A 20,749-nucleotide genomic window follows, 5' to 3' on the forward strand; every position below is an offset into this window, starting at 1 on the left:
CAATGACCACGCACACACGAAGCCATCGCGGCCAACGAGCCGACACCCAGCCGAACAGCGCCGAGGCCCGGCTCATCGACGACCCCACCCGCGCGGCCATCAGCCGGCGCCTGGCACAGATCGGGGCGCAGGCGCAAGCGCGGGCAGCCGCCTACTCGCGGACCGCCGCCGAGCTCTGGGCGGAAATCTCCGGCGGCCTGGCCACCGGAAAGATGATGCGCCCGGCCCTGGTCATGCTCGGCTACCGCGCTTTCGGCGGCCGCAACGAAACGCGGGCCATTGACCTGGGGTGCGCCTTCGAGCTGCTGCACACCGCCCTGCTGATCCACGACGACGTGGTGGACAGGGACTTCGTGCGCCGCTCCGAACCGACCATCTCGGCCCGCTACCGGGATCGGGCGACGGCGGCCGGGCGGAGCCTGGCCGAGGCCGAGCATGCCGGGAACTCGGTGGCGATCATCGCCGGGGACCTGCTGATCAATGAGGCCATCAAGCACGCCATCAGGGCCGCCGCGGGAACCGACGCGGAAGCCGCGGTGGAGCAGGCCTTCTTCCAGGGCATCGAGCAGGCAGGGGCCGGCGAACTCGAGGACCTGCTCTTCTCCCTGGGCGCCACGCCGGCGACCACCAGCGAAGTGCTGCGCATGGAGCAGTTGAAGACCGCGGCCTACTCCTTCCAGCTGCCGCTGCAGGCCGGGGCGCTGCTGGCCGGGGCTTCCAGCTCGCAGGCCGATGACCTGGGCACCGTGGGGTGCCAGCTCGGCGTGGCCTACCAGGTCATCGACGATGTGCTGGGCACCTTCGGGGATCCGATGCGCACCGGGAAGTCGGTGGAATCGGACCTGCGTGAATTCAAGAGCACCATCTTGCTGGCGCTGGCCGCCGAGCAGCCCGAGTTCGCGGCGCTGTTGGCCGAGTTCCGGTCCGGCCGCATTCCAGCCCAGCAAATCCGCGAGGAATTGACGGCCCAGGGGGCCGAGCGCTTCGCCCGGCAGCTGGCCGAGCAATTGTGCGCGCGGGCCACCGGCTCGGTGGCCTTCCTCGATCTGCCCGATGAGGCCCAGGCGCTCCTTCGCACCTGCAGCCACCTGATTCTGAATCGAAGCCGATGAACCTGATCAAGCCCCGGGGCATCGCCCCGCAAGCCCCGGCATTGCAGCGGTACTCGCTGACCGCCCAGCGCAGCGCCAAGGTGCTGCTCGAGCAGTACTCCACCTCCTTCTCGCTGGCCTGCCGGCTGTTGGATGCCGCCAGCGCCACGCATATCGCCAACATCTACGCCCTGGTGCGGCTCGCCGATGAAATCGTGGACGGGGTGGCGCAGCAGGCCGGCCTGGACGCCGGGGACATCGCGGCCTGCCTCGATGACCTGGAAGCCGAAACCCGGCGCGCGATGCAGCGCGGCTACAGCACCAACATGGTGGTGCATGCCTTCGCGCTCTCCGCCCGGGCCACCGGCATCGGCACCGAGCTGACCACCCCCTTCTTCTGCTCCATGCGGGCGGACCTGACGACATCAACCCACGACGCGCACAGCCTGGAGCACTACATCTACGGGTCGGCCGAAGTCATCGGGCTGATGTGCCTGCAGGTCTTCCGCGCCATCGACTCGGCCCCCGAGCTGCGCCCGGAGCAGGTGGAACAGGCCCAGCGCTCGGCCCGCAGCCTCGGAGCGGCTTTCCAGAAGGTCAACTTCCTGCGCGATCTGGCCCAGGACAGCCTGGATCTGGGCCGCGCCTACTTCCCGGGCATCGATGCGCGGGACTTCGGCGAGGCGGACAAGGCCCTGCTGGTCCAGCAGATCGACGCCGACCTGGCCACCGCGCGTTCCGGGCTGGAACTGCTGGCTCCGCCGGCAGCCCGTGCCGTCCGCCTGGCCCATGACCTCTTCCGGGAGCTGAACCGCCAACTGGCCGCGGCCCCCGCGCAGGAGCTGCTGCGCACCCGCATCTCGGTCTCCACCGGCCGCAAGGCGCTGATCGCCGCCCGGGTGCTCGTGCCCTGGACAGGACCCAGGGAAGCCAAGACGCAGGCAGGGGGCGGCAAATGAGCGGCGCACCGCAGGACGTCGTGGTCATCGGCGCCGGATTCTCCGGACTGGCCAGCGCAGGGCTGCTCGCCGCCCGGGGATGCAAGGTCACGTTGCTGGAGCAGCACAACCATGTCGGGGGCCGCTCGGGACGCCTCGAGCGCGGCGGCTTCCGATTCGACACCGGCCCGTCGTGGTACCTCATGCCGGAGGTCTTCGAGCACTGGTTCTCCCTGATGGGAACCAGCGCCAGCGAGCAACTGGATCTGCGCCCCTTGCCCATCGGCTACCGCACCTTTTTCCAGGGGCGGCAGGCACCGGTGGACGTGGGCACCGGCACCACGGTCCGCGAGCTGTTCGAGACCCTGGAACCCGGCAGCGCGCCGGCCCTGGACGAGTACCTGCGCACCGCGCGCGAAGGCTATGAACTGGCCCTCCAGCACTTCTTGTACGACGATTTCAGCTCGCCGGGATCACTGCTCAAGCCCGCGATCCTGCGCCGGCTCCCGCAGCTGGCGCCGCTGCTGGGATCGAGCTTGGAGAAGTACCTCGCGCGGCGCTTCCAGAGCACGGAACTGCGCCAGATCCTGGGCTATCCGGCCGTGTTCCTCGGGTCCAGCCCGGAGCGCACCCCGGCGCTGTACCAGCTGATGAGCCACCTGGATTTGGCCGACGGCGTCAAGTACCCGATGGGCGGGTTCGCCGCGCTGGCGGATGCCATGGCCGATCTGGCGGCGCAGCACGGGGCGGACATCAGATTGGGCGCCACGGCCACCGCCATCGAGACCAGCTCCCGGGGCCAGGCCGCGGTCACCGCGGTGGAATGGATCGATGCGCACGGCCAACGCCATCGGACCCCGGCCCAGCATGTCATCGCCGCGGCGGATGCGCAGCATCTTGATCGCCGGCTGCTCCCCGAACGCCTGCGAACCCATACGGCGCGCAGCTTCGCGCGCCGGGACCCGGGGCCCAGCGCGGTCCTGGTGTGCCTGGGCGTCACCGGGGAACTGCCGGAATTGCGGCACCACAACCTGCTGTTCACCGGTGATTGGGCCGATAATTTCGCGCGCATCCGCCAGGGGCGCGCCCTGCAGGGGGAAACCAGCATCTACGTGTGCAAGCCCAGCGCCACGGATCCCGGCGTCGCGCCGGAGGGCTGCGAGAACCTGTTCATCCTCGTCCCCGCCCCGGCCGCCCCTGAATGGGGCCATGGCGGTGCCGACGGCAGCGGGGAGAGCATGGTGGAGCAGGTGGCCGACGCGGCCATCGACCAGCTCGCCGCCTGGGCCGGGATCCCGGACCTGCGCGAGCGCATCGTGGTGCGCCAGAGCATCGGGCCCGCCGATTTCGAACAGCAGTACGGGGCCTACCGCGGCGGGGCCCTCGGGCTGGCCCACACGCTGGGCCAAAGCGCCATGCTGCGCCCGGGCAATCGCAGCACCAAGGTCTCGGGACTGCACTATGCCGGCAGCACCGTGCGCCCGGGCATCGGCGTGCCCATGTGCTTGATCAGCGGGGAGCTGGCGGCCAAGGCGGTGCTGGGCCTGGCCGGCCCGGGCCCGCTGGGCGAGCAGCCGCTGGCCGGCTCTGAAGGGAAGGCGGGGGCATGATCTACCTGGGCATCCTGCTTTTCCTACTGGCCTGCATGGCATTGCTCGATGCCCGGTTCACGCTCTTCGTCTTCGCTGCGCCGCTGCGGGCGCTGCTGTGCTTGGCCGCGGGCACCGGGTTCTTCGTGCTCTGGGATGTGATGGCCATCGAACGCGGGATTTTCGTGCACAAGGAATCCGGGCTGATGACCGGGATCATGGTGGGCGAGCAATTCCCACTGGAAGAGGTGTTCTTCCTGGTTTTCCTCTGCTATTGCTCGATGATCGCCGTGGCCGGCACGCACCGGCTCGGCGCCCGAAGTCCGCGCCCCGGCCGCGGCGGCCGCACCGATCCCAAGGAGCCGGGCAATGTTTCTTGAAATGAGCCTGTGGTTCCTCGCCGCGGCCAGCCTCGTGTTCCTGGCGGGCCTGCTGGCCAGCCGACGGCGGCTGCGCACCGTGGCGCGGCCCATGCTGCTGGCCATGGGCCTGATGCTGCTGCTCACCGCTCTCTTCGACAACCTGATGATTGCCGCGGGCCTGTTCGACTATGGAAGCCACGCGCTGTCCGGGGTCCGGGTGGGCTTGGCGCCGATCGAGGATTTCTTCTACGCCGCCTGCGCGGTGCTCCTGGTTCCGGGGCTCTGGTGGCTCACCGAGCCGCTGGAGCGCCGCCGCGCAGCCAGCCAGCGTTCTGCCAAGCCAACCGGAAGGACCCCGCAACCATGATTCGCGCCATTCTGGCCACCTCCCGGCCGGTGTCGTGGGTGAATACCGCCTATCCCTTCACCGCCGCCTATCTTCTGGCCGGCGGCGGGCTCGATGCGATGCTCATCGTGGGCAGCCTCTTTTTCTTGTTCCCCTACAACCTGGTGATGTACGGGGTCAATGACGTCTTCGACTACGAGTCCGATTTGCGCAACCCGCGCAAGGGCGGCATCGAAGGCGCGCTGCTGGCCCGGCAGAGCCATCGCATGATCCTGCTGGCCTGCCTGGTGCTGGCCGCACCGTTCCTGGCCGTGCTGGTGCTGGCCGGCGACCTGGCAGCCAATGCGGTGCTGGCGGGCTCGATGGCCGCCGTGCTGGCCTACAGCCTCCCGGTCCTGCGGTTCAAGGAGCGGGCCGTGCTGGATTCGCTGACCAGCGCCGTGCACTTTGTCTCCCCGGCGGTCTACGGGTGGATCCTGGCCGGTGCTCCCGTGCACCGGACCCAGTGGATGGTTTTCGGCGCGTTCCTGCTGTGGGGCGTGGCCAGCCATGCCTTGGGCGCGGTGCAGGACATCATCCCTGATCGCTCAGCGAAGCTCGGGTCCATCGCGGCATCCCTGGGTGCGCGCCCCACGGTGTTCCTGGTGCTTGGCGCCTATGTGCTGGCCGGAGCCATGATCTTTTTCGGCGTGTCTGGCCTGCCGCGGCTGGCTGGCCTGCTGGCCGTGCCCTATGTGCTCAATGTGCTCCCGCATGTGGGCGTGGACGATGCCTCGTCGGGTACGGTTAACCGGGCGTGGAAGAGATTCTTGTGGATTAACTACCTGTGCGGATTCCTGCTGACCATGCTGCTCATATCCACCGCCGTGTTCACGGGCTAACCACGATCAAGAAGTAGAGGCAAAGAATGGATGTCATCTTGCTTTCCGCCGATGGCCAGCCCATCGGCACGCAGTCCAAGCAGACGGTGCATAGCACGAATACCCCCTTGCACCAGGCTTTCTCCTGCCATGTGATCAACGATGCCGGGCAGGTGCTGGCCACCCGCCGGGCGCTGGGAAAGCTGACCTGGCCGGGAGTATGGACCAATTCCTTTTGCGGGCATCCGCAGCCGGGGGAGGACCTGGAGCGTGCCCTGGCGCGCCACGCGCAGGGGGAGCTGGGCCTGGAGGTCCGGGAGGTGCGGATGGCGCTTCCGGACTTCCGCTACCGGGCCGTGGATGCCTCGGGCATCGTGGAGAACGAAATCTGCCCGGTCTTCACGGCGATCGCGGCAGGGGAGATCGCCGCGAATCCGGAGGAAGTCATGGATTACTGCTGGGTGGAGCCCGGGGCCCTGGCCCAATCAGCGCGGGCAACACCCTGGGCTTTCAGCCCGTGGCTGGTCATGCAGGCCAATGACATGGAGCTCTACCGCAGTTGAGGCTAGCGCTGTGGCAATGGCCACCGGCCGATGCCCTGGGGCATCCACCGGTGGCCATTGCCAGCTGGGATCTCAGGCCAGCGGCTATACGAAATTCTCGGTGCCCTCGATGGTGTTCATGAAGTGGTCCATGAAATCCGCGAAATCCCGGGCATCGGATTCCTGGTCGATCTGCGCGCCGACGGTCACGGCATCATCGATGTGGTAATCGATGCTCGGCCTGTCCGGGATGTTGAAGCGGAAGACCCGGCCGGTGGAGGTGGCTACCTCATAGCCGCCATCGCTGAGCTCGGCGAGCTGGTTCACATTCGTGTTGTTGATATTGATGGCATTTTCCGACGCACGCAGATCGTTGGCATTGACCGGGGCAATGATCAGTTCTGCGGGCTGGCGCCGGTATCCAATGACCTTCAGCCCTCCAGAACCGGCAATGCCGGTGCCCGCGACAAGGTTGTAGCTGGCGTAATTGGGGATCTGCGAGTCGAAGGCCTCGTGGAGACGGGCCTTGACCTGCTCGGCTGGATTTTCGTCTGGGCGGTTGTCCATGACCCATACTCTACCGATAAGTCCGGACAAATTGATCAGTCGGAACATTTGCCGAAATGTGTCACGGTCGCGTCATAGGTTCCCTGATTGGTCATATTGACGACTAGAATGGAATTTATGAGCCAGGATGCTACGCCAGATATCAAACCACGTTCCCGTGTGGTCACCGATGGTATCCACGCCGCTCCGGCGCGCGGTATGCTGCGGGCCGTCGGCATGGGCGATGATGACTTCGCGAAACCCCAAATTGGCATTGCCAGTTCATGGAACGAAATCACTCCCTGCAATCTCTCGTTGAACCGCCTCGCGCAGGGCGCCAAGGAAGGCGTCCACGCAGGCGGGGGCTTCCCGATGCAATTCGGCACGATCTCCGTTTCCGATGGCATTTCCATGGGGCATGAGGGCATGCACTTCTCCCTGGTTTCCAGGGAAGTCATTGCCGATTCGGTGGAGACTGTCATGATGGCCGAACGGCTTGACGGATCGGTGCTGCTGGCCGGTTGCGACAAGTCCCTTCCGGGCATGCTCATGGCCGCGGCGCGGCTGAACTTGTCCTCGGTCTTCCTGTACGCCGGATCCATCATGCCAGGATGGGTGAAGCTGGAAGACGGAACGGAAAAGGACGTCACGCTCATCGACGCCTTCGAGGCCGTGGGCGCCTGCGCCGCGGGGCGCATGAGCGAAAAGGACCTCGATGCCATCGAGCGCGCCATCTGCCCGGGCGAAGGCGCATGCGGCGGCATGTACACGGCGAACACCATGGCCTCCATCGGCGAAGCGCTGGGGATGAGCCTTCCCGGGTCCGCCGCACCGCCCTCAGCTGACCGGCGCCGGGACATGTTCGCGCACCGTTCGGGAGAAGCCGTGGTGGAAATGCTGCGCCAGGGGATTCGCGCCCGGGACATCATGACCAAACAAGCTTTCGAAAACGCCATCGCAGTGACCATGGCCTTTGGCGGTTCCACCAACGCCGTCTTGCATCTGCTGGCCATCGCCCGCGAGGCCGAGGTCGATCTTTCGCTCAGCGACTTCAACCGCATCGGCGACAAGGTGCCGCACCTGGCGGACCTCAAGCCATTCGGCCGCTACGTCATGAACGACCTGGACCGCATTGGCGGCGTGCCCGTGGTCATGAAAGCCCTGCTCGATGCCGGGCTGCTTCATGGCGACTGCTTGACGGTGACCGGCAAGACGGTCGCCGAGAACCTGGCGCAGATTGCACCGCCGGATCCTGACGGGAAGATCCTTCGCGCCATGGATAACCCGATCCACAAGACCGGAGGAGTCACGGTGCTCCACGGCACCCTGGCACCGGAAGGCGCCGTGGTGAAATCTGCCGGATTCGACGCGGATGTCTTCGAAGGCGCCGCGCGGGTCTTCGAACGCGAACAAGGCGCGCTCGAAGCCTTGGACGCCGGGCGGATCAAGGCCGGGGACGTGGTGGTCATTCGCTACGAGGGCCCGAAGGGCGGTCCCGGGATGCGCGAAATGCTGGCCATCACCGGCGCCATCAAGGGCGCAGGCCTGGGCAAGGACGTGCTGCTGCTGACCGATGGCCGCTTCTCCGGCGGTACGACCGGACTGTGCATCGGGCACGTAGCCCCGGAAGCCGTGGACGGTGGCCCCATTGCCTTCGTCAGGGACGGCGATCGGATTCGCGTGGACATCCCGGCGAGGACTTTCGACCTGCTGGTTGAGCCGGCCGAGCTTGAAGCCCGGAAGGCGGGGTGGACGCCGTTGCCAGCCAAGTTCACCTCGGGTGTGCTGGCCAAGTATGCCAAATTGGTGAATTCCGCTTCGACTGGGGCTTATTGCGGCTAGCGAGGCTTGCGTCCTTTCAGTGGACGTGGAAACACGTCCACTGAATGGACATCCATCTCATATAATGAGATGAACGGGGTGTCTAGTTGAACTTTATCCTTGGGTAGAGAAAACTAGAGACATGCAAACAAACTTCGATGTTCTACTAGTTATCAGGCGCGGAGCCTGAGACGCTGTCGCACTAAGCGAACAGAACATCGGTAACGCGCAAGCCCCCTTTCGTCAGTCGTGACGGCCGCGGGGCGTTTTTTATGCGCAAATGAAGAGATAGAAATGGAAAGGATCCCGATGAGCAGCTCAACACCCGCCAATCCGGCGTCGGTTGCGAAGTCAATCAATCGATCTAAGGATGCCGCCGCCGCTGTCTCTTCCGTTGTGGAAGCTTCGAACCCGGTACAGGGTCCGAATAATATCGTTGCTCCCACACAGATGACGGGCTCACAAGCCATCGTCCGCTCGCTGGAAGAACTAGGCGTCAAAGACGTCTTCGGATTACCAGGTGGGGCCATCCTTCCCACCTATGATCCACTGATGGATTCGACCAAGATCAACCATGTCTTGGTCCGCCATGAACAGGGTGCCGGCCATGCCGCACAGGGTTTCGCCATGGTGAGCGGGGAGGTTGGCGTATGCATCGCCACCTCCGGACCAGGCGCAACCAACCTCGTCACCGCACTGGCCGATGCCAATATGGACTCGGTACCAATGGTGGCAATCACCGGTCAGGTCAATAGCGCATTCATTGGCTCTGACGCATTCCAGGAAGCAGACATTGTCGGCATCACTATGCCGATTACCAAGCACGCTTTCTTGGTCACCAACGCAGAAGACATTCCGAAGACACTGGCAAGTGCCTTCTACCTCGCCCAGACCGGTCGACCCGGTCCGGTGCTGGTGGATATCACCAAAGATGCCCAGCAGTCCGAAATGACCTTCTCCTGGCCGCCAAAGGTGGATCTGCCCGGCTACCGAGTCGTGACCCGTGGCCACAACAAGCAGCTTCGCGAAGCCGCCAAGCTGATCGCCGGGGCAACCCGTCCGGTGCTGTACGTCGGTGGTGGCGTGATCAAGGCCAACGCCCACGAACAGCTCAAGGAATTCGCGGAATACATCAACGCGCCGGTGGTCACCACCCTGACCGCCCGCGGTGCCTTCCCGGATTCGCACGAACAGCACGTGGGCATGCCAGGCATGCACGGCGCCGTGTCTGCAGTGACCGCATTGCAGCAGTCGGACCTGTTGATCACCCTTGGTGCCCGCTTCGATGACCGAGTCACGGGCGTGCTCTCCTCCTTCGCGCCGAACGCGAAGGTGATCCACGCCGATATCGACCCCGCGGAAATATCCAAGAACCGCGTTGCCGACGTGCCGATTGTGGGCTCGCTGGATGAAATCATCCCGCAGCTGCAGGAAGCCTGCGCAACCCGCTTCGAGAACGAGCCGCAGCAGGATCTTTCCAGCTGGTGGGGCTTGCTCAACCGCCTGCGCGAGACCTACCCGATCGGCTACACCGAGACCCACGATGGCCTCTCGGCGCCGCAGCACGTGATCCAGCGCATCGGCGAGCTCACCGGTCCTGAAGGCGTCTATGTTGCCGGCGTGGGCCAGCACCAGATGTGGGCGGCCCAGTTCGTCAAGTACGAGCGTCCGCGCTCGTGGCTGAACTCGGCCGGCCTGGGCACCATGGGATACTCGGTCCCTGCCGCCATGGGCGCCAAGGTCGCACAGCCGGACCGCGTGGTCTGGGCCATCGATGGCGACGGCTGCTTCCAGATGACCAACCAGGAGTTGGCCACCTGCGTGATCAACAATATTCCGATCAAGGTCGCAGTCATCAACAACTCCTCGCTGGGCATGGTCCGCCAGTGGCAGACCCTGTTCTACGATTCCCGGTACTCGAACACCGATTTGAATACCGGCCACGGAACCGCGCGCGTTCCCGACTTCGTGAAGCTGGCCGACGCCTACGGCTGTGTGGGATTGCGCTGCGAACGCGACGAGGACATCGATGCCACGATCCAGAAGGCGCTGGAGATCAATGACCGCCCAGTGGTGATCGACTTCGTTGTCTCGGCAGATTCGATGGTCTGGCCAATGGTCCCATCGGGCGTGAGCAATGACGAGATTCAGATTGCCAAGGGCATGACCCCAGAATGGGAAGAGGAGGACTAGAACATGGCAAAGCATACGCTTTCGGTACTGGTTGAAGACGTCCCCGGCGTACTGACCCGAGTAGCCAGCCTCTTCGCCCGCCGTGCTTTCAACATCCACTCGCTGGCAGTGGGCCCCACCGAAATCGAGGGCATCAGCCGCATGACCGTGGTGGTCGACGCCGAGGGGGATTCCCTGGAGCAGGTGACCAAGCAGCTCAATAAGCTGATCAACGTCATCAAGATCGTCGAGCTGCTTCCGGAAACCTCGGTGCAGCGCGACCACATCATGATCAAGGTGCGCGCCGACGCGGCGACCCGTCTGCAGGTGACCCAGGCCGCGGAGCTCTTCCGTGCCTCCGTCATCGATGTGTCCACCGACTCGCTGGTGGTCGAGGCCACCGGCAACGCGGCAAAGATCGACGCGTTGCTGGCGGTGCTGGAACCATTCGGCATTCGAGAAATCGTCCAGTCCGGAACGCTCGCGGTGGGCCGCGGCGCCAAGTCGATGAGCGACCGGGCCCTGAAGACGCTGAGCGCATAAAGGACGTAGAAGACTTCTACGGACACGAACTACAAATTTCAGATACTTGGCATCTAGCTTAGAAATTGAGCTAGAAAGCCAGAGAACAAATAAGGAGAACTACAGTGGCTGATCTGTATTACGAAGACGACGCAGACCTCTCAATCATCCAGGGCAAGAAGGTAGCCATCATCGGCTACGGTTCCCAGGGCCACGCACACGCACTGAGCCTGCGCGACTCGGGTGTCGAGGTTGTTGTCGGCCTGGCCGAGGGCTCCAAGTCCCGCGCCAAGGCCGAAGCCGAGGGCCTGAAGGTTTCCACCGTGGCCGAGGCTGCTGCCTGGGCCGACGTCATCATGATCCTGACCCCGGACCAGGTCCAGGCCCAGGTGTACACCGAGTCGATCGCCGAGCACCTGGAAGAGGGCAACGCCCTGTTCTTCGGCCACGGCTTCAACATCCGCTTCGGCTTCATCCAGCCACCAGCCAACGTTGACGTTGCCCTGGTTGCGCCTAAGGCTCCAGGCCACACCGTACGCCGCGAATTCGAAGCTGGCCGTGGCATCCCTGACCTGATCGCTGTGGAGCAGAACTTCACCGGCGGCGCCAAGGAACTGGCACTGTCCTACGCTGCAGGCATCGGCGGCACCCGCGCCGGCGTCATCGAGACCACCTTCACCGAAGAGACCGAAACCGACCTGTTCGGCGAGCAGGCTGTTCTCTGCGGCGGCACCTCGCAGCTGGTCCAGTACGGCTTCGAAGTCCTGACCGAAGCTGGCTACAAGCCAGAGATCGCCTACTTCGAGGTGCTGCACGAGCTGAAGCTGATCGTTGACCTGATGTGGGAAGGTGGCATCGCCAAGCAGCGCTGGTCCATCTCCGACACCGCTGAGTACGGCGACTACGTTTCCGGCCCACGTGTTATCACCCCAGAGGTGAAGGAAAACATGAAGGCTGTTCTGGGCGACATCCAGTCCGGCGCTTTCGCAAAGCGCTTCATGGATGACCAGAAGGCCGGCGCTCCAGAGTTCAAGGAACTGCGCGCCAAGGGCGAAGCACACCCAATCGAGACCACCGGCCGCGAACTGCGCTCGCTGTTCTCCTGGATCTCGGAAGCATCCTCGGATGACTACGTGGACGGCTCCGTCGCCCGCTAAGCAGGATTCCCGCTGGCCGTAGCGTCAGTGCCTAGGCCCGGTTTGCATTCCCAGTTCGGCGGGATGCGCACCGGGCCTTTGCGTTGTCAGGTAGCGGAAAACTGAACAAAAAGCATGCCCGGCCTTGTCCTAATCTGGACAAAGCCGGGCATGCTTGCAGCGCGGTCTATCGCAAGGGGCCGCTTGACCGCCGTTGATTAGCGCTTGGACGCGCGGTAACCTGCTTTGCGGGCGTCTGACGTGGTCTTGAAGCACTCTTCTGGCTTGGTGCGGCTGTAGTAGGAGCCACCAGGAACATGGTACTTCCATTCCTTCTTGCTACCAGTGCGGTTTCCCTTGACCGGGAATCCTGACGGGCAGTTGTAGGACTTGCCGCTCATCTTCACCGAGCGCTTGGTCGAAGCCTTCTTCACCTGCAAGGTCTGGGTCTTCGACAGTGATGACGTTTTGCCCTTGTATTTGTACTTGACCGTCGTGGTGACCTTGTACGTACCGGCGGCCAGCTTGACCGACTTCTTGTTCTTCGCCAGCGTCTTCTTGCCCTTGGTGACCTTCAGGAGTGCCGACTTGACCTGCACGTTTTTGGCTTTGGAGTAGCTGGGCTTGATCGTGGCCTTGGCATTGCCCTTGACAGTTTTGGTGCCGATCTTCTTGATGGACACTGCTGGCGCCTTCTTGGCGGCGACAATGCCGATGGATGGCGTCGAGGCTGGCAGAGGGGTTGCCGAAGCAACTGAAACGCCTGAAAAGGCGAGGGCGCAGGCCGCGATGACAGCGAGCGAGCGCCGAACGATGTTCTTCATATTTCCTCATCATTCGTAGGGCGAGTTAGAACTTGAATGTTCCAGTATTGATTCTAATGTGGGAATGGGCTTATCCCGCGCGCAAATCACGATGAAATGACGCAGCGTGGTGTGGGCGGTGTTGGCCTCGGATTGCCACCGCGGATACGCGGACACCAATGCTCTTCTCGTCCTGCTCCACCGTGCATGTTTTCCGCCCGCACAGAGGAACTTCCTGAGTTGAAAGCGGCCAGGGGGCACGTGCCTAGGCGATGCGGCCCGACTAGGGCTAGCGGTGCTGATGAAGCGATCTACGCAGCTTTCCTGTTGGCACGCATTCTGGCTCGCCAAGCTCGCACGTGGACGGCAGGCATCCCCGTTGGTCCCTGCTATCGCCATCTCCCGTCGCTGGCTTGCTGGCGACGCGATTCTTCGACGCAGCTCTCTTGCGCCCAAGGGTAACGAAAATTCAATCCCAGCACCGTCGATCCAGCATGAAGGTAGTGTCCTAGGCATCTGCTGCAAGCTTCGCCATCTTTTCATTCCGAGCTATGCCCATCGGTCCCTGATCAATTCGAACTTGGCAGGCTCGATTTTCGCTGTACCTCACGATAGGGCACTAAGGCGGCCAGCCATCGCATAGGCCATGCGATTGACCGGATTTGGGCGCATCGTCCGTGATCGTCTTGGCCAAGTAGCCGTAGTGCCTCAAGGCAGCAGACGGCAGGGCACCTAGGCCACGTTGAATCGGATGAGGCAAGATTCCGCATATGCATGCCAATGGGTTCGGCGTCTAACGCTACCCGGCACGATTCAGAACGGGATCTATAAAAACTCAGACGAGCAGATTGCGCGAACGGATGCTTGAACTGCAAAAAGTCCCCGACGGCTGTAGAGACCCCCGACGGCTGATACACGGTGACGTAAATACTAGTTCGAGCAACAGGACATTCTTTGGTGTTCGTCACGAAGCTCAATGGTCGGATTGCTAGGATCAGCCCAACACTAATAGAGGAGCGGGTAATGACGCACGTCAGCGACTACGACGAATTCGCCGAAGCATATGCGAGGGAAAACGAAACCAGTTTGCTCAATGCCTACTACGAACGTCCAGCCATGTTAGCCCTCGCGGGAGACGTAGCGGGACGGCGAATTCTGGACATAGGCTGCGGCACGGGGCCGCTGGCAGAGCAACTGGTCAAGCGAGGTGCGTTGGTTGCAGGGTTTGATACCAGTTCAGCCATGATTGAACTGGCTCGACGACGCCTGGGAGACCAGGCGGAGCTGTGCGTGGCGACGCTAGGGGAAAAGCTCCCGTACGAGGATGACTCCTTTGATGACGCGGTTGCCTCCCTGGTCTTTCACTACCTACAAGACTGGACGCTTGCGCTGGACGAAGTGCGCCGTGTGCTCAAGCCTGGAGGGCGGCTGATCATGTCGGTCAATCATCCGATTCTCTATCCGTTCAACCATCGAGGTGAGGACTATTTCCAGTTGACTCGCTACACCGATGAAGTCACCCTTGATGGCCGATCCGCAACGTTGACTTATTGGCATCGACCGTTGCATGAGACCATGGCTGCCCTGATCTCGGCTGGCTTTCGGGTGCAACGTGTTTGGGAACCGCCCTATGACAAGAATGCGCCCGTAGAAGTCGTTCCCCAACCGCTCCGTGAAAGAGATGCATTCTTAAGTTTTCTCTTTTTCTCGCTGAGCTCCGAGTGACCGATGATCCACCGTGTTGGAGATCTGATGGTGTCGCCGAGCGGACTTCCGACAGTCTGACGAGCAGGGATGTGGCATATGGTCGGAGCGCCGGTTTTCAAAGGCTTAACAGTGCTGTTTGCGTGCTGGCGTCGTGCCACTTTCCCAGTACAAGGGGGCGGGATCCCGGCATTGTGAAGCTCGCGCGTTGAATCTTCTGGGGGCGAGTCCAGTTTCTCAAGATACAACCACGTGCCAAAAGCATGCCATGGATCAGTGTTCAGCCACGGTGCTTCCGGGCCGGGGCGGAATTCCTCGATTAACTACCGATGAGTAAGGTTGAATCACAGAAAATAGCAATAAATGTGATTCCTGCGAATGCCAATAAAATCCAGATCAAGCGAACTTTCACGATTGCGGGAACACCACTCGTTGTGCATTAAACGAAAATTTTCAGAATTAGATTTATTTCAATGGACAGTTTGCTCTTTTGAGGGATAAGCTGTGATCAGACACACGCACTAAGAGTTGGGGAACTCGCCTGGTGTCGAAACTTGGGGAATTTTTCGCGTCTTGATTTGGGTAGATAGACGCGAATTAGCGTTATACAGATTTGCCGGTTTCGACTACCAACGGTGACGTCTCACTGGGGTATTGGGGAAGTCAGTGACTGGCAAATTTACAGGTGGCTCGCGCCCGGAAAATCGCAGGAGCCGTATTGCACGGCAACTGCGGAATATGGGGCCGCGTCGTTGGCGACGCACTCTGCGTTCGATTTTGTCGATGGGCGCCATTTCAGCGGTAGTCGCAACGATGTTCATTGGCGGGGCTGTATCCGCGGCCACCACTGACCCAACGAATCAAGCGGTCGAACCGGCGATCAAAACTGATGAACCGACAACAACGTTGTCGACGCTACCGAATGAAAATACCGGGTTACCGACTCCTGATTCCACGAGGCTGGCCAAAACAGGCGCGCCGACTGATCAGCCAACGGAAGCAGATTCTGCACCAGCCACTGCACAGCCTGAAGAGTCCACGGTCCCGGTCGAAACGCAAGAACCGAGCGCTCGGCCGGAAACTCAACCAAAGCCAGTGAAATCTGTGGCACCCAGCTCTGCGGCACCGGAAGCAACGGAAGGGAATGCCAGCAAGAAAACACTGAAGTCTTCTGAGCGAACTGCTGCCATGAAATCTGACTCAACGCCAACAGCAAAAGAATCAGAGCCCACCGCTTCGAGCGAAGCCCCTGAGAGCGAGTCCGCCAAGGAGCTCGGACTTCAGCTCTTGGCCCCAGCTGCCGTTGTGGGCGGCTTTGAAATTGATGGCAACAAGGCCTTGAACGGGACAGGATCAGCGGACTGGTCCAGCGTGACACCACGGATCACGAACGACGGATTCAAAGACAGTACGCAGCTCGGTGGGAAGGAAAACGACCCCGCAACCTGGGTGTCATCCAGCGCTTCAGCATCAGGCAAGGCCGATATTGGCGACGTCTTCACTTACAATCAGGTGGTTGACGGCAACCAGTACTTCTACCTGGCCATTACCCGCCAAGACGGCACCGGAAGCGTTGGGTATCGCGTCGAACTCAATCAGGTCAGCGCTCCGGCAGGGCAACTCGTTCCAATCCGCACCAACGGCGACATCATGCTGAGCATCGGCCAGGGTGGCAACGGCGCTTTCGAAATCAACGGCTACCAAGAGTGGACCAATGGTGCATGGGTGGAAAAGCCGAGGCCAACGAACTCCATTGAAGGCGAGTCAAACGCGGCCGCAAGCGAAGGGTATCCCGCCCGCACGTTCATGGAAGCCTCGTTCAACCTGACCGCCCTGAACCAGAACCCCACCTGTACCCGGGGGACTTTCACCCAGATCAATATCCGCAGCCGTGCATCGAATAGCGGAAATCCTGATTTGGAGGACCGCGTTCAAGCTCCGGTGTCGATCCCCCCACGCTGTGCGGATATCGACATAGAAAAGCGCAATGAGGCCGGTGAGCTGGTATCAGGTGCAACTTTCCGGATCACGCCTAATCCTTTGACCGGAACCGGGTCTTTGACCGTGGCCGACGGCAGCAGCAACGATGCTGATGGATCTGCCAATGGCGTTATCAAGTTGCGGACGAACTACTTTGCTGGCCCACTGTCTATCGAGGAAACCGTCGCGCCACAAGGCTACCTCTTGCCAGCTCCTGCGGACCGCACGAAAAGCGTGACCGCCAGCGCCTACGGCACGTACAAGGTCACCTTCGTGGATCCCAAGCCGTACCAGCCGCTGACCGTAGAAAAGTCGGCTGCCGGCGGCTACGAAGTTGAATACACGTGGGACATCGACAAATCCGTTGCTGTTGCCGGTGAAGACGTCGACGGAGAGAGGGTACCGACCGCCGGGGACACTGCAGTGGACTTCGACTACTCGGTAGCTGTGGAACCATTGCAGCGCATTGTGCGTGACGTGCTGGTCAGCGGCGAGATCACCGTGGATAATCCGAATGACCGGCCCATGGTGGCGACGCTGGAGGATGAACTCGCCGATGGTACTGCCTGCATTATCAGCGCGACCGACATGGACGCCGACACCGCTGGCTTGCAGGTGGAACTCCCCGCGGGGGAGTCGACCTTCGGGTACGAATGCACGTCGGAGGAGGAACCTGCAGAGCTGACCGGCAGCAACGAAGTCACGGTGACGTGGGACTTGGGCGACTATCCGCAGACCCAGGCGCAATTAGACGATCCAGCCAACGCGGGAACAGGCTCGGTATCTGATACCGAAGAGTTCGACTACGTCGTCACCGAGATCAATAAGACAATCACGGTCCTTGACGATCAGCATGATTTCGCGGCGCCAGGTGAAGACGAAAACGGATGGATGATCACATGGGGAGACCCGGAGGAGAATCTGAGCCGCTCGTACACCCTGGAGCATCAGGGCGAGCCTGGTACGTGCACGGAATTCAGCAACACCGCGTCGGTCGAGGAAATTCCAGAGGTGAACGATTCAACCCAGGTCACGCTCTGCTCGGGTGCAGATCTGCTGGTCTCCAGCAGCCTCGACTTGAGCCTGGAACGGGAATACCTCTGGGACATCGACAAGAACCTGTTGAGCGAAGAGCCGCTGGTCTTTGACCAGGAGGGGAAGGCTGCCGCTGAATACGAAGTGACCGTCACCCCGGGAACCCCCGTGGACCGGGCCTGGACGATCAACGGCACCGTTTCGGTGAACAACCCCAATAATTGGCAAGACGTGCAAGTGCATATTGCACAGCCGACCTTCAGTGGCTTGAGCACTTCGATCTGCACAATCACAGCTACCGATGGCGACGTTGAGCTCGAAGGGTTCCAAGCCGTGATCCCTTCATCTGCCACTTTGGACTTCTCCTACGAGTGCACCGTGGATGCGCAACCGAACTACTCGGGGACCTCGGGCGCCATCGTCACGTGGGATGCCGTCGCGGCGTCAACAAGGAGTGGTCAGGGCGCGCACACCGCAACGACCTACGCAGCCGGAGACTGGGACATCACCAAGCGCAACGAAACCGTGACCGTACTCGATGATCACCACGATTTCGATCCAGCATGGACGATTACCTACCAGGAAGGCGTTGTCCCGCCACCACGGAGCTACGAGGTCTCCTGGGCCTACGAGCAAAGTGACAACCTGTGCAATGAATTCACCAACATCGCCCAGCTCTTCGGGGATGACCCGGAAACGGCTCTGGATCAAGACAGCGTCACGGTGACTGGTTGCCTGCCGGCAGACCTGACCGTGGACAAGGTTTCGGACCCGGTGTCTGGATCATATGTCGCGCCGGGCAGCATCGTGAATTACACGCTCACCTTCACCAATGATGGCGGCGTCCCAGCGGAGGTCAATTACAGTGACTGGCTCACCGATGTTCTGGATGACGCCACCTATAACAATGACTCCCTGCAGGTGCAGGGTGAAGGTCTGACAGCATCCATCACGAACGGCAAGATTGCGCTCATCGGTGAAGTCGCAGCCCAGGACACTGTGACCGTGACCTACGCGGTGACCATCAAGACCGAAGATTTCGGAAACGGCGTGGCTGCCAACTTCCTGATTCCGGATGGCGAAGAACCACCTGGCACTTGTGATCCGGAGGTCACCGAGTGCACCGAGCATCCAATCCTGGGCACGGTGAACTGGGCCAAGACGGATGAAGCAGGCGACGCCTTGGCGCAATCCGAATGGGAACTGAGCGGACCCGACGACTTCAACGACGGGGCGCCAATGGCCATCGAAGACTGCATTGCCGCTGAATCCCCGGATTGCACCGGTGCCGACCGGGATCCAGCAGGCGGGCAATTCACTGTGGTCCACCTTCCATGGGGCAACTACGAGCTGAAGGAAACCAAGGCTCCGGCAGGCTACTACCCGATGGCGGATCCGCTGGCCTTCGAAATCATCGACGGAGACCTGGTGGTCGACCTGGCAGGCATCGAAAACCTTCGCCGTGAATCACCGATGCTGCCGCTGACCGGTGGGTTGGGAAGCGACCTGTACTTCCTGCTCGGCGGATCGGTAGCCGCGATGGGTGCAGTCGCCTACTGGCTGATGAAGTGGCGTCGCCGCCACAGCTCATCCAGCTAATCGATCTGGCGGTGGGCGCCGATCGCCCGACGCGTCAAATTCCTACAAGTTTTGGCCCTATCTACTCGTACTTTGGGGACCAATTAAAAATGCCATACCCACAACCGGATATGGCAAGAGAGAAAGACGGAGAATCATGACCGTGAAGAAACCACTTATGTGGCGTGGAGCAGCAGCCTTGGGAGCTGCCACCCTGGTGGCGGGCGGAATGATGGCTTTGGGGGCCCCGGCTTTGGCAGCAGTTGGTCCCGACCAGCCAAATGCGCCAACTGAAGGCACCTTGACCATCAACAAGTACTCTGGTGCACCAGTTGGCGAGGGGGAAACCCCTGATCCTGACAACTTGTTGGACGGTGTCGAATTCACCGTGACACAGGTTGGCACTCTCGTTGGCGGTGTTTGTGAAGCCATCGATCTGACCGATGCAGCCCAGTGGGACGGGCTCGATGGCTTGTTTGCCTCGGCGCCAGCAGCGCCGACAGACCCATACTGCACGACGGGAACCCCTGCTGTGCAGACGACGGTAGATGGGCAAACCGAGTTCGCCTTGGATCTGGGAATCTACTTCGTCCAGGAAACCGACCCGGGAGACAACAACATTGTCTCCAAGGTTCCAGACTTCTACGTATCCATCCCGACCTCGCAGGGCGATACCGGAAGCGGCTGGAACTATGATGTCGTTGCTGATCCGAAGAACCAGCTGATGGAGGCTCCGACAAAAACCATCGACGAGGATCCTTCCAACTTGGTCGTGGGCAGTGACGTGACCTGGACGATGAGCGTCCCGGTTCCAACGCTGAACAATGGCGAAAAGTTCAACACGGCCGTCATTACCGATGACTTGGATAGCCGGCTGGACTACGTCGAGGGCTCCACTCAGGCCTCGGTTGGCGGCGTAACGCTGCAAGATGAAGTTCATTACAACGTCACTGGCAACGCGGTCTGGACCTTCACCGACGCCGGTAAAGCAATTCTCGATGCCCATATGGGTGAAGAGCTGACCATCAGCTTCGACACCACGGTCACTGCGGTGGGCAACGGCATCATTCCCAACCCGGACTACCGCAGCAACTTCAATGGCACCGAAGTTCCAGGCACGCAGGTTCCATTCACCTACTGGGGCCAATTGAGCATCCTGAAGACTGATGATTCCGCAACGCCGCTGATGCTGGCCGGAGCGGAGTTCCAGGTCTTTGATCTGGCCGATGGTGCTACCTGCCCGGCGGACGCACCACAGAGCGGGGCCGTGGCCGTCGGTGAATCTGATGCGAGCGGCGTGGTGAAGTGGGGAGACGGCGCTGTCAGCCCACTGGGATTGTTCATCGGGAACTTCAATGAAGAACAGGCCGCTCCGGAAGCTGAGTACTGCGTCTACGAGACAGTGGTCCCTGCTGGCCACGTGGCAACGCAGATTGACAATCCGGTGACCATTACCACCAATAATGGCGCCCCTCTTGAATTGACCGTAGTCAACAGCAAGAAGGACGGACCGGATCTGCCGCTGACCGGTGCCCAGGGCACCATCATGATGACGATTGGCGGTTTGGCCATTATTGCAGTTGGCGCTGCAGTGATGTTCCTGGCCCGTCGCCGGCATCACCAGCACGATGCATAGGCATCGCGGATTGCTGAGTCATTAGCAGCAGGCCGATGGCGGTGGTTTCTTGGGGGAGCCGCCGCCTTCGGCACGCCAGCAAGCAAGC

At 61.7% G+C, this 20,749-nt stretch carries 16 protein-coding genes; 14 read left to right on the plus strand and 2 right to left on the minus strand.

Annotation, left to right across the window (positions count from 1 at the left end):
• Positions 1-2: 2 nt before the first annotated feature.
• The 7 genes from OF385_RS06590 to idi are packed head-to-tail and all read left to right on the plus strand — an operon-like array spanning position 3 to position 5,749.
• Positions 3-1,112: a polyprenyl synthetase family protein gene (locus OF385_RS06590; protein ID WP_264277543.1), complete on the plus strand. Its 1,110-nt coding sequence runs from the start codon at positions 3-5 to the stop codon at positions 1,110-1,112.
• Positions 1,109-2,050: a phytoene/squalene synthase family protein gene (locus OF385_RS06595; protein WP_264277544.1), complete on the plus strand. Its 942-nt coding sequence runs from the start codon at positions 1,109-1,111 to the stop codon at positions 2,048-2,050. The genes OF385_RS06590 and OF385_RS06595 overlap by 4 nt, the downstream gene beginning before the upstream one ends.
• Positions 2,047-3,639, plus strand: coding sequence for a phytoene desaturase family protein (gene crtI, locus OF385_RS06600; RefSeq protein WP_264277545.1), 1,593 nt, complete (start codon positions 2,047-2,049; stop codon positions 3,637-3,639). Before OF385_RS06595 ends, crtI begins: the two co-directional genes overlap by 4 nt.
• Entirely contained in the window at positions 3,636-3,998 is a 363-nt protein-coding gene (locus OF385_RS06605) for a lycopene cyclase domain-containing protein (RefSeq protein WP_264277546.1), read from the plus strand. Before crtI ends, OF385_RS06605 begins: the two co-directional genes overlap by 4 nt.
• Positions 3,988-4,347, plus strand: a complete 360-nt coding sequence (locus OF385_RS06610) for a lycopene cyclase domain-containing protein (RefSeq protein WP_264277547.1) — start codon at positions 3,988-3,990, stop codon at positions 4,345-4,347. The genes OF385_RS06605 and OF385_RS06610 overlap by 11 nt, the downstream gene beginning before the upstream one ends.
• On the plus strand, positions 4,344-5,207 hold the full coding sequence (locus OF385_RS06615; protein WP_264277548.1) for a prenyltransferase: 864 nt from the start codon (positions 4,344-4,346) through the stop codon (positions 5,205-5,207). Before OF385_RS06610 ends, OF385_RS06615 begins: the two co-directional genes overlap by 4 nt.
• Before the next feature lie 26 nt (positions 5,208-5,233).
• Entirely contained in the window at positions 5,234-5,749 is a 516-nt protein-coding gene (gene idi / locus OF385_RS06620) for an isopentenyl-diphosphate Delta-isomerase (RefSeq protein WP_264277549.1), read from the plus strand.
• A gap of 84 nt (positions 5,750-5,833) precedes the next feature.
• Here idi and OF385_RS06625 read toward each other — a convergent pair whose 3' ends face one another.
• Positions 5,834-6,295: a hypothetical protein gene (locus tag OF385_RS06625; RefSeq protein ID WP_264277550.1), complete on the minus strand. Its 462-nt coding sequence runs from the start codon at positions 6,293-6,295 to the stop codon at positions 5,834-5,836.
• Positions 6,296-6,403: 108 nt separating this feature from the next.
• On the opposite strand from OF385_RS06625, the gene ilvD reads away from it, so the two are divergent.
• From ilvD to ilvC, 4 genes are all read left to right on the plus strand, one after another.
• A complete protein-coding gene (ilvD, locus tag OF385_RS06630; protein WP_413468119.1) occupies positions 6,404-8,116 on the plus strand; it encodes a dihydroxy-acid dehydratase in 1,713 nt (570 codons plus the stop codon).
• A 288-nt stretch (positions 8,117-8,404) separates the two neighbouring features.
• Positions 8,405-10,288, plus strand: a complete 1,884-nt coding sequence (locus tag OF385_RS06635) for an acetolactate synthase large subunit (protein WP_264277552.1) — start codon at positions 8,405-8,407, stop codon at positions 10,286-10,288.
• 3 nt (positions 10,289-10,291) lie between these two features.
• On the plus strand, positions 10,292-10,810 hold the full coding sequence (gene ilvN / locus OF385_RS06640; RefSeq protein WP_264277553.1) for an acetolactate synthase small subunit: 519 nt from the start codon (positions 10,292-10,294) through the stop codon (positions 10,808-10,810).
• A 104-nt stretch (positions 10,811-10,914) separates the two neighbouring features.
• Positions 10,915-11,946, plus strand: coding sequence for a ketol-acid reductoisomerase (gene ilvC / locus OF385_RS06645; protein ID WP_264277554.1), 1,032 nt, complete (start codon positions 10,915-10,917; stop codon positions 11,944-11,946).
• A 197-nt stretch (positions 11,947-12,143) separates the two neighbouring features.
• Here ilvC and OF385_RS06650 read toward each other — a convergent pair whose 3' ends face one another.
• Positions 12,144-12,749, minus strand: coding sequence for a hypothetical protein (locus OF385_RS06650; RefSeq protein WP_264277555.1), 606 nt, complete (start codon positions 12,747-12,749; stop codon positions 12,144-12,146).
• A gap of 1,002 nt (positions 12,750-13,751) precedes the next feature.
• Between OF385_RS06650 and OF385_RS06655 the strand changes: the two genes are divergently transcribed.
• The 3 genes from OF385_RS06655 to OF385_RS06665 all read left to right on the plus strand — a co-directional run bounded on the left by OF385_RS06655 (position 13,752) and on the right by OF385_RS06665 (position 20,661).
• Positions 13,752-14,453 (plus strand): class I SAM-dependent methyltransferase, encoded by a 702-nt coding sequence (locus tag OF385_RS06655; protein WP_264277556.1) that lies wholly within the window; start codon positions 13,752-13,754, stop codon positions 14,451-14,453.
• A gap of 1,167 nt (positions 14,454-15,620) precedes the next feature.
• Positions 15,621-19,046 (plus strand): prealbumin-like fold domain-containing protein, encoded by a 3,426-nt coding sequence (locus OF385_RS06660; protein ID WP_264277557.1) that lies wholly within the window; start codon positions 15,621-15,623, stop codon positions 19,044-19,046.
• Positions 19,047-19,188: 142 nt separating this feature from the next.
• Positions 19,189-20,661, plus strand: a complete 1,473-nt coding sequence (locus OF385_RS06665; protein WP_264277558.1) for a SpaH/EbpB family LPXTG-anchored major pilin — start codon at positions 19,189-19,191, stop codon at positions 20,659-20,661.
• Positions 20,662-20,749 lie beyond the last annotated feature (88 nt).

Origin of the sequence: Glutamicibacter sp. JL.03c, from assembly GCF_025854375.1 — a bacterium.
Taxonomy (GTDB): domain Bacteria; phylum Actinomycetota; class Actinomycetes; order Actinomycetales; family Micrococcaceae; genus Glutamicibacter.

What these genes read in the sequence shown, in the direction of transcription:
- OF385_RS06650 (WP_264277555.1), bottom strand. Translation starts at nt 12,749, where the DNA reads ATGAAGAACATCGTTCGGCGCTCGCTCGCTGTCATCGCGGCCTGCGCC.
- crtI (WP_264277545.1), top strand. Translation starts at nt 2,047, where the DNA reads ATGAGCGGCGCACCGCAGGACGTCGTGGTCATCGGCGCCGGATTCTCC.
- ilvD (WP_413468119.1), top strand. Translation starts at nt 6,404, where the DNA reads ATGGAATTTATGAGCCAGGATGCTACGCCAGATATCAAACCACGTTCC.
- OF385_RS06660 (WP_264277557.1), top strand. Translation starts at nt 15,621, where the DNA reads ATGAAATCTGACTCAACGCCAACAGCAAAAGAATCAGAGCCCACCGCT.
- OF385_RS06615 (WP_264277548.1), top strand. Translation starts at nt 4,344, where the DNA reads ATGATTCGCGCCATTCTGGCCACCTCCCGGCCGGTGTCGTGGGTGAAT.
- OF385_RS06655 (WP_264277556.1), top strand. Translation starts at nt 13,752, where the DNA reads ATGACGCACGTCAGCGACTACGACGAATTCGCCGAAGCATATGCGAGG.
- OF385_RS06595 (WP_264277544.1), top strand. Translation starts at nt 1,109, where the DNA reads ATGAACCTGATCAAGCCCCGGGGCATCGCCCCGCAAGCCCCGGCATTG.
- OF385_RS06605 (WP_264277546.1), top strand. Translation starts at nt 3,636, where the DNA reads ATGATCTACCTGGGCATCCTGCTTTTCCTACTGGCCTGCATGGCATTG.
- OF385_RS06590 (WP_264277543.1), top strand. Translation starts at nt 3, where the DNA reads ATGACCACGCACACACGAAGCCATCGCGGCCAACGAGCCGACACCCAG.
- OF385_RS06610 (WP_264277547.1), top strand. Translation starts at nt 3,988, where the DNA reads ATGTTTCTTGAAATGAGCCTGTGGTTCCTCGCCGCGGCCAGCCTCGTG.
- OF385_RS06635 (WP_264277552.1), top strand. Translation starts at nt 8,405, where the DNA reads ATGAGCAGCTCAACACCCGCCAATCCGGCGTCGGTTGCGAAGTCAATC.
- OF385_RS06625 (WP_264277550.1), bottom strand. Translation starts at nt 6,295, where the DNA reads ATGGACAACCGCCCAGACGAAAATCCAGCCGAGCAGGTCAAGGCCCGT.
- idi (WP_264277549.1), top strand. Translation starts at nt 5,234, where the DNA reads ATGGATGTCATCTTGCTTTCCGCCGATGGCCAGCCCATCGGCACGCAG.
- ilvN (WP_264277553.1), top strand. Translation starts at nt 10,292, where the DNA reads ATGGCAAAGCATACGCTTTCGGTACTGGTTGAAGACGTCCCCGGCGTA.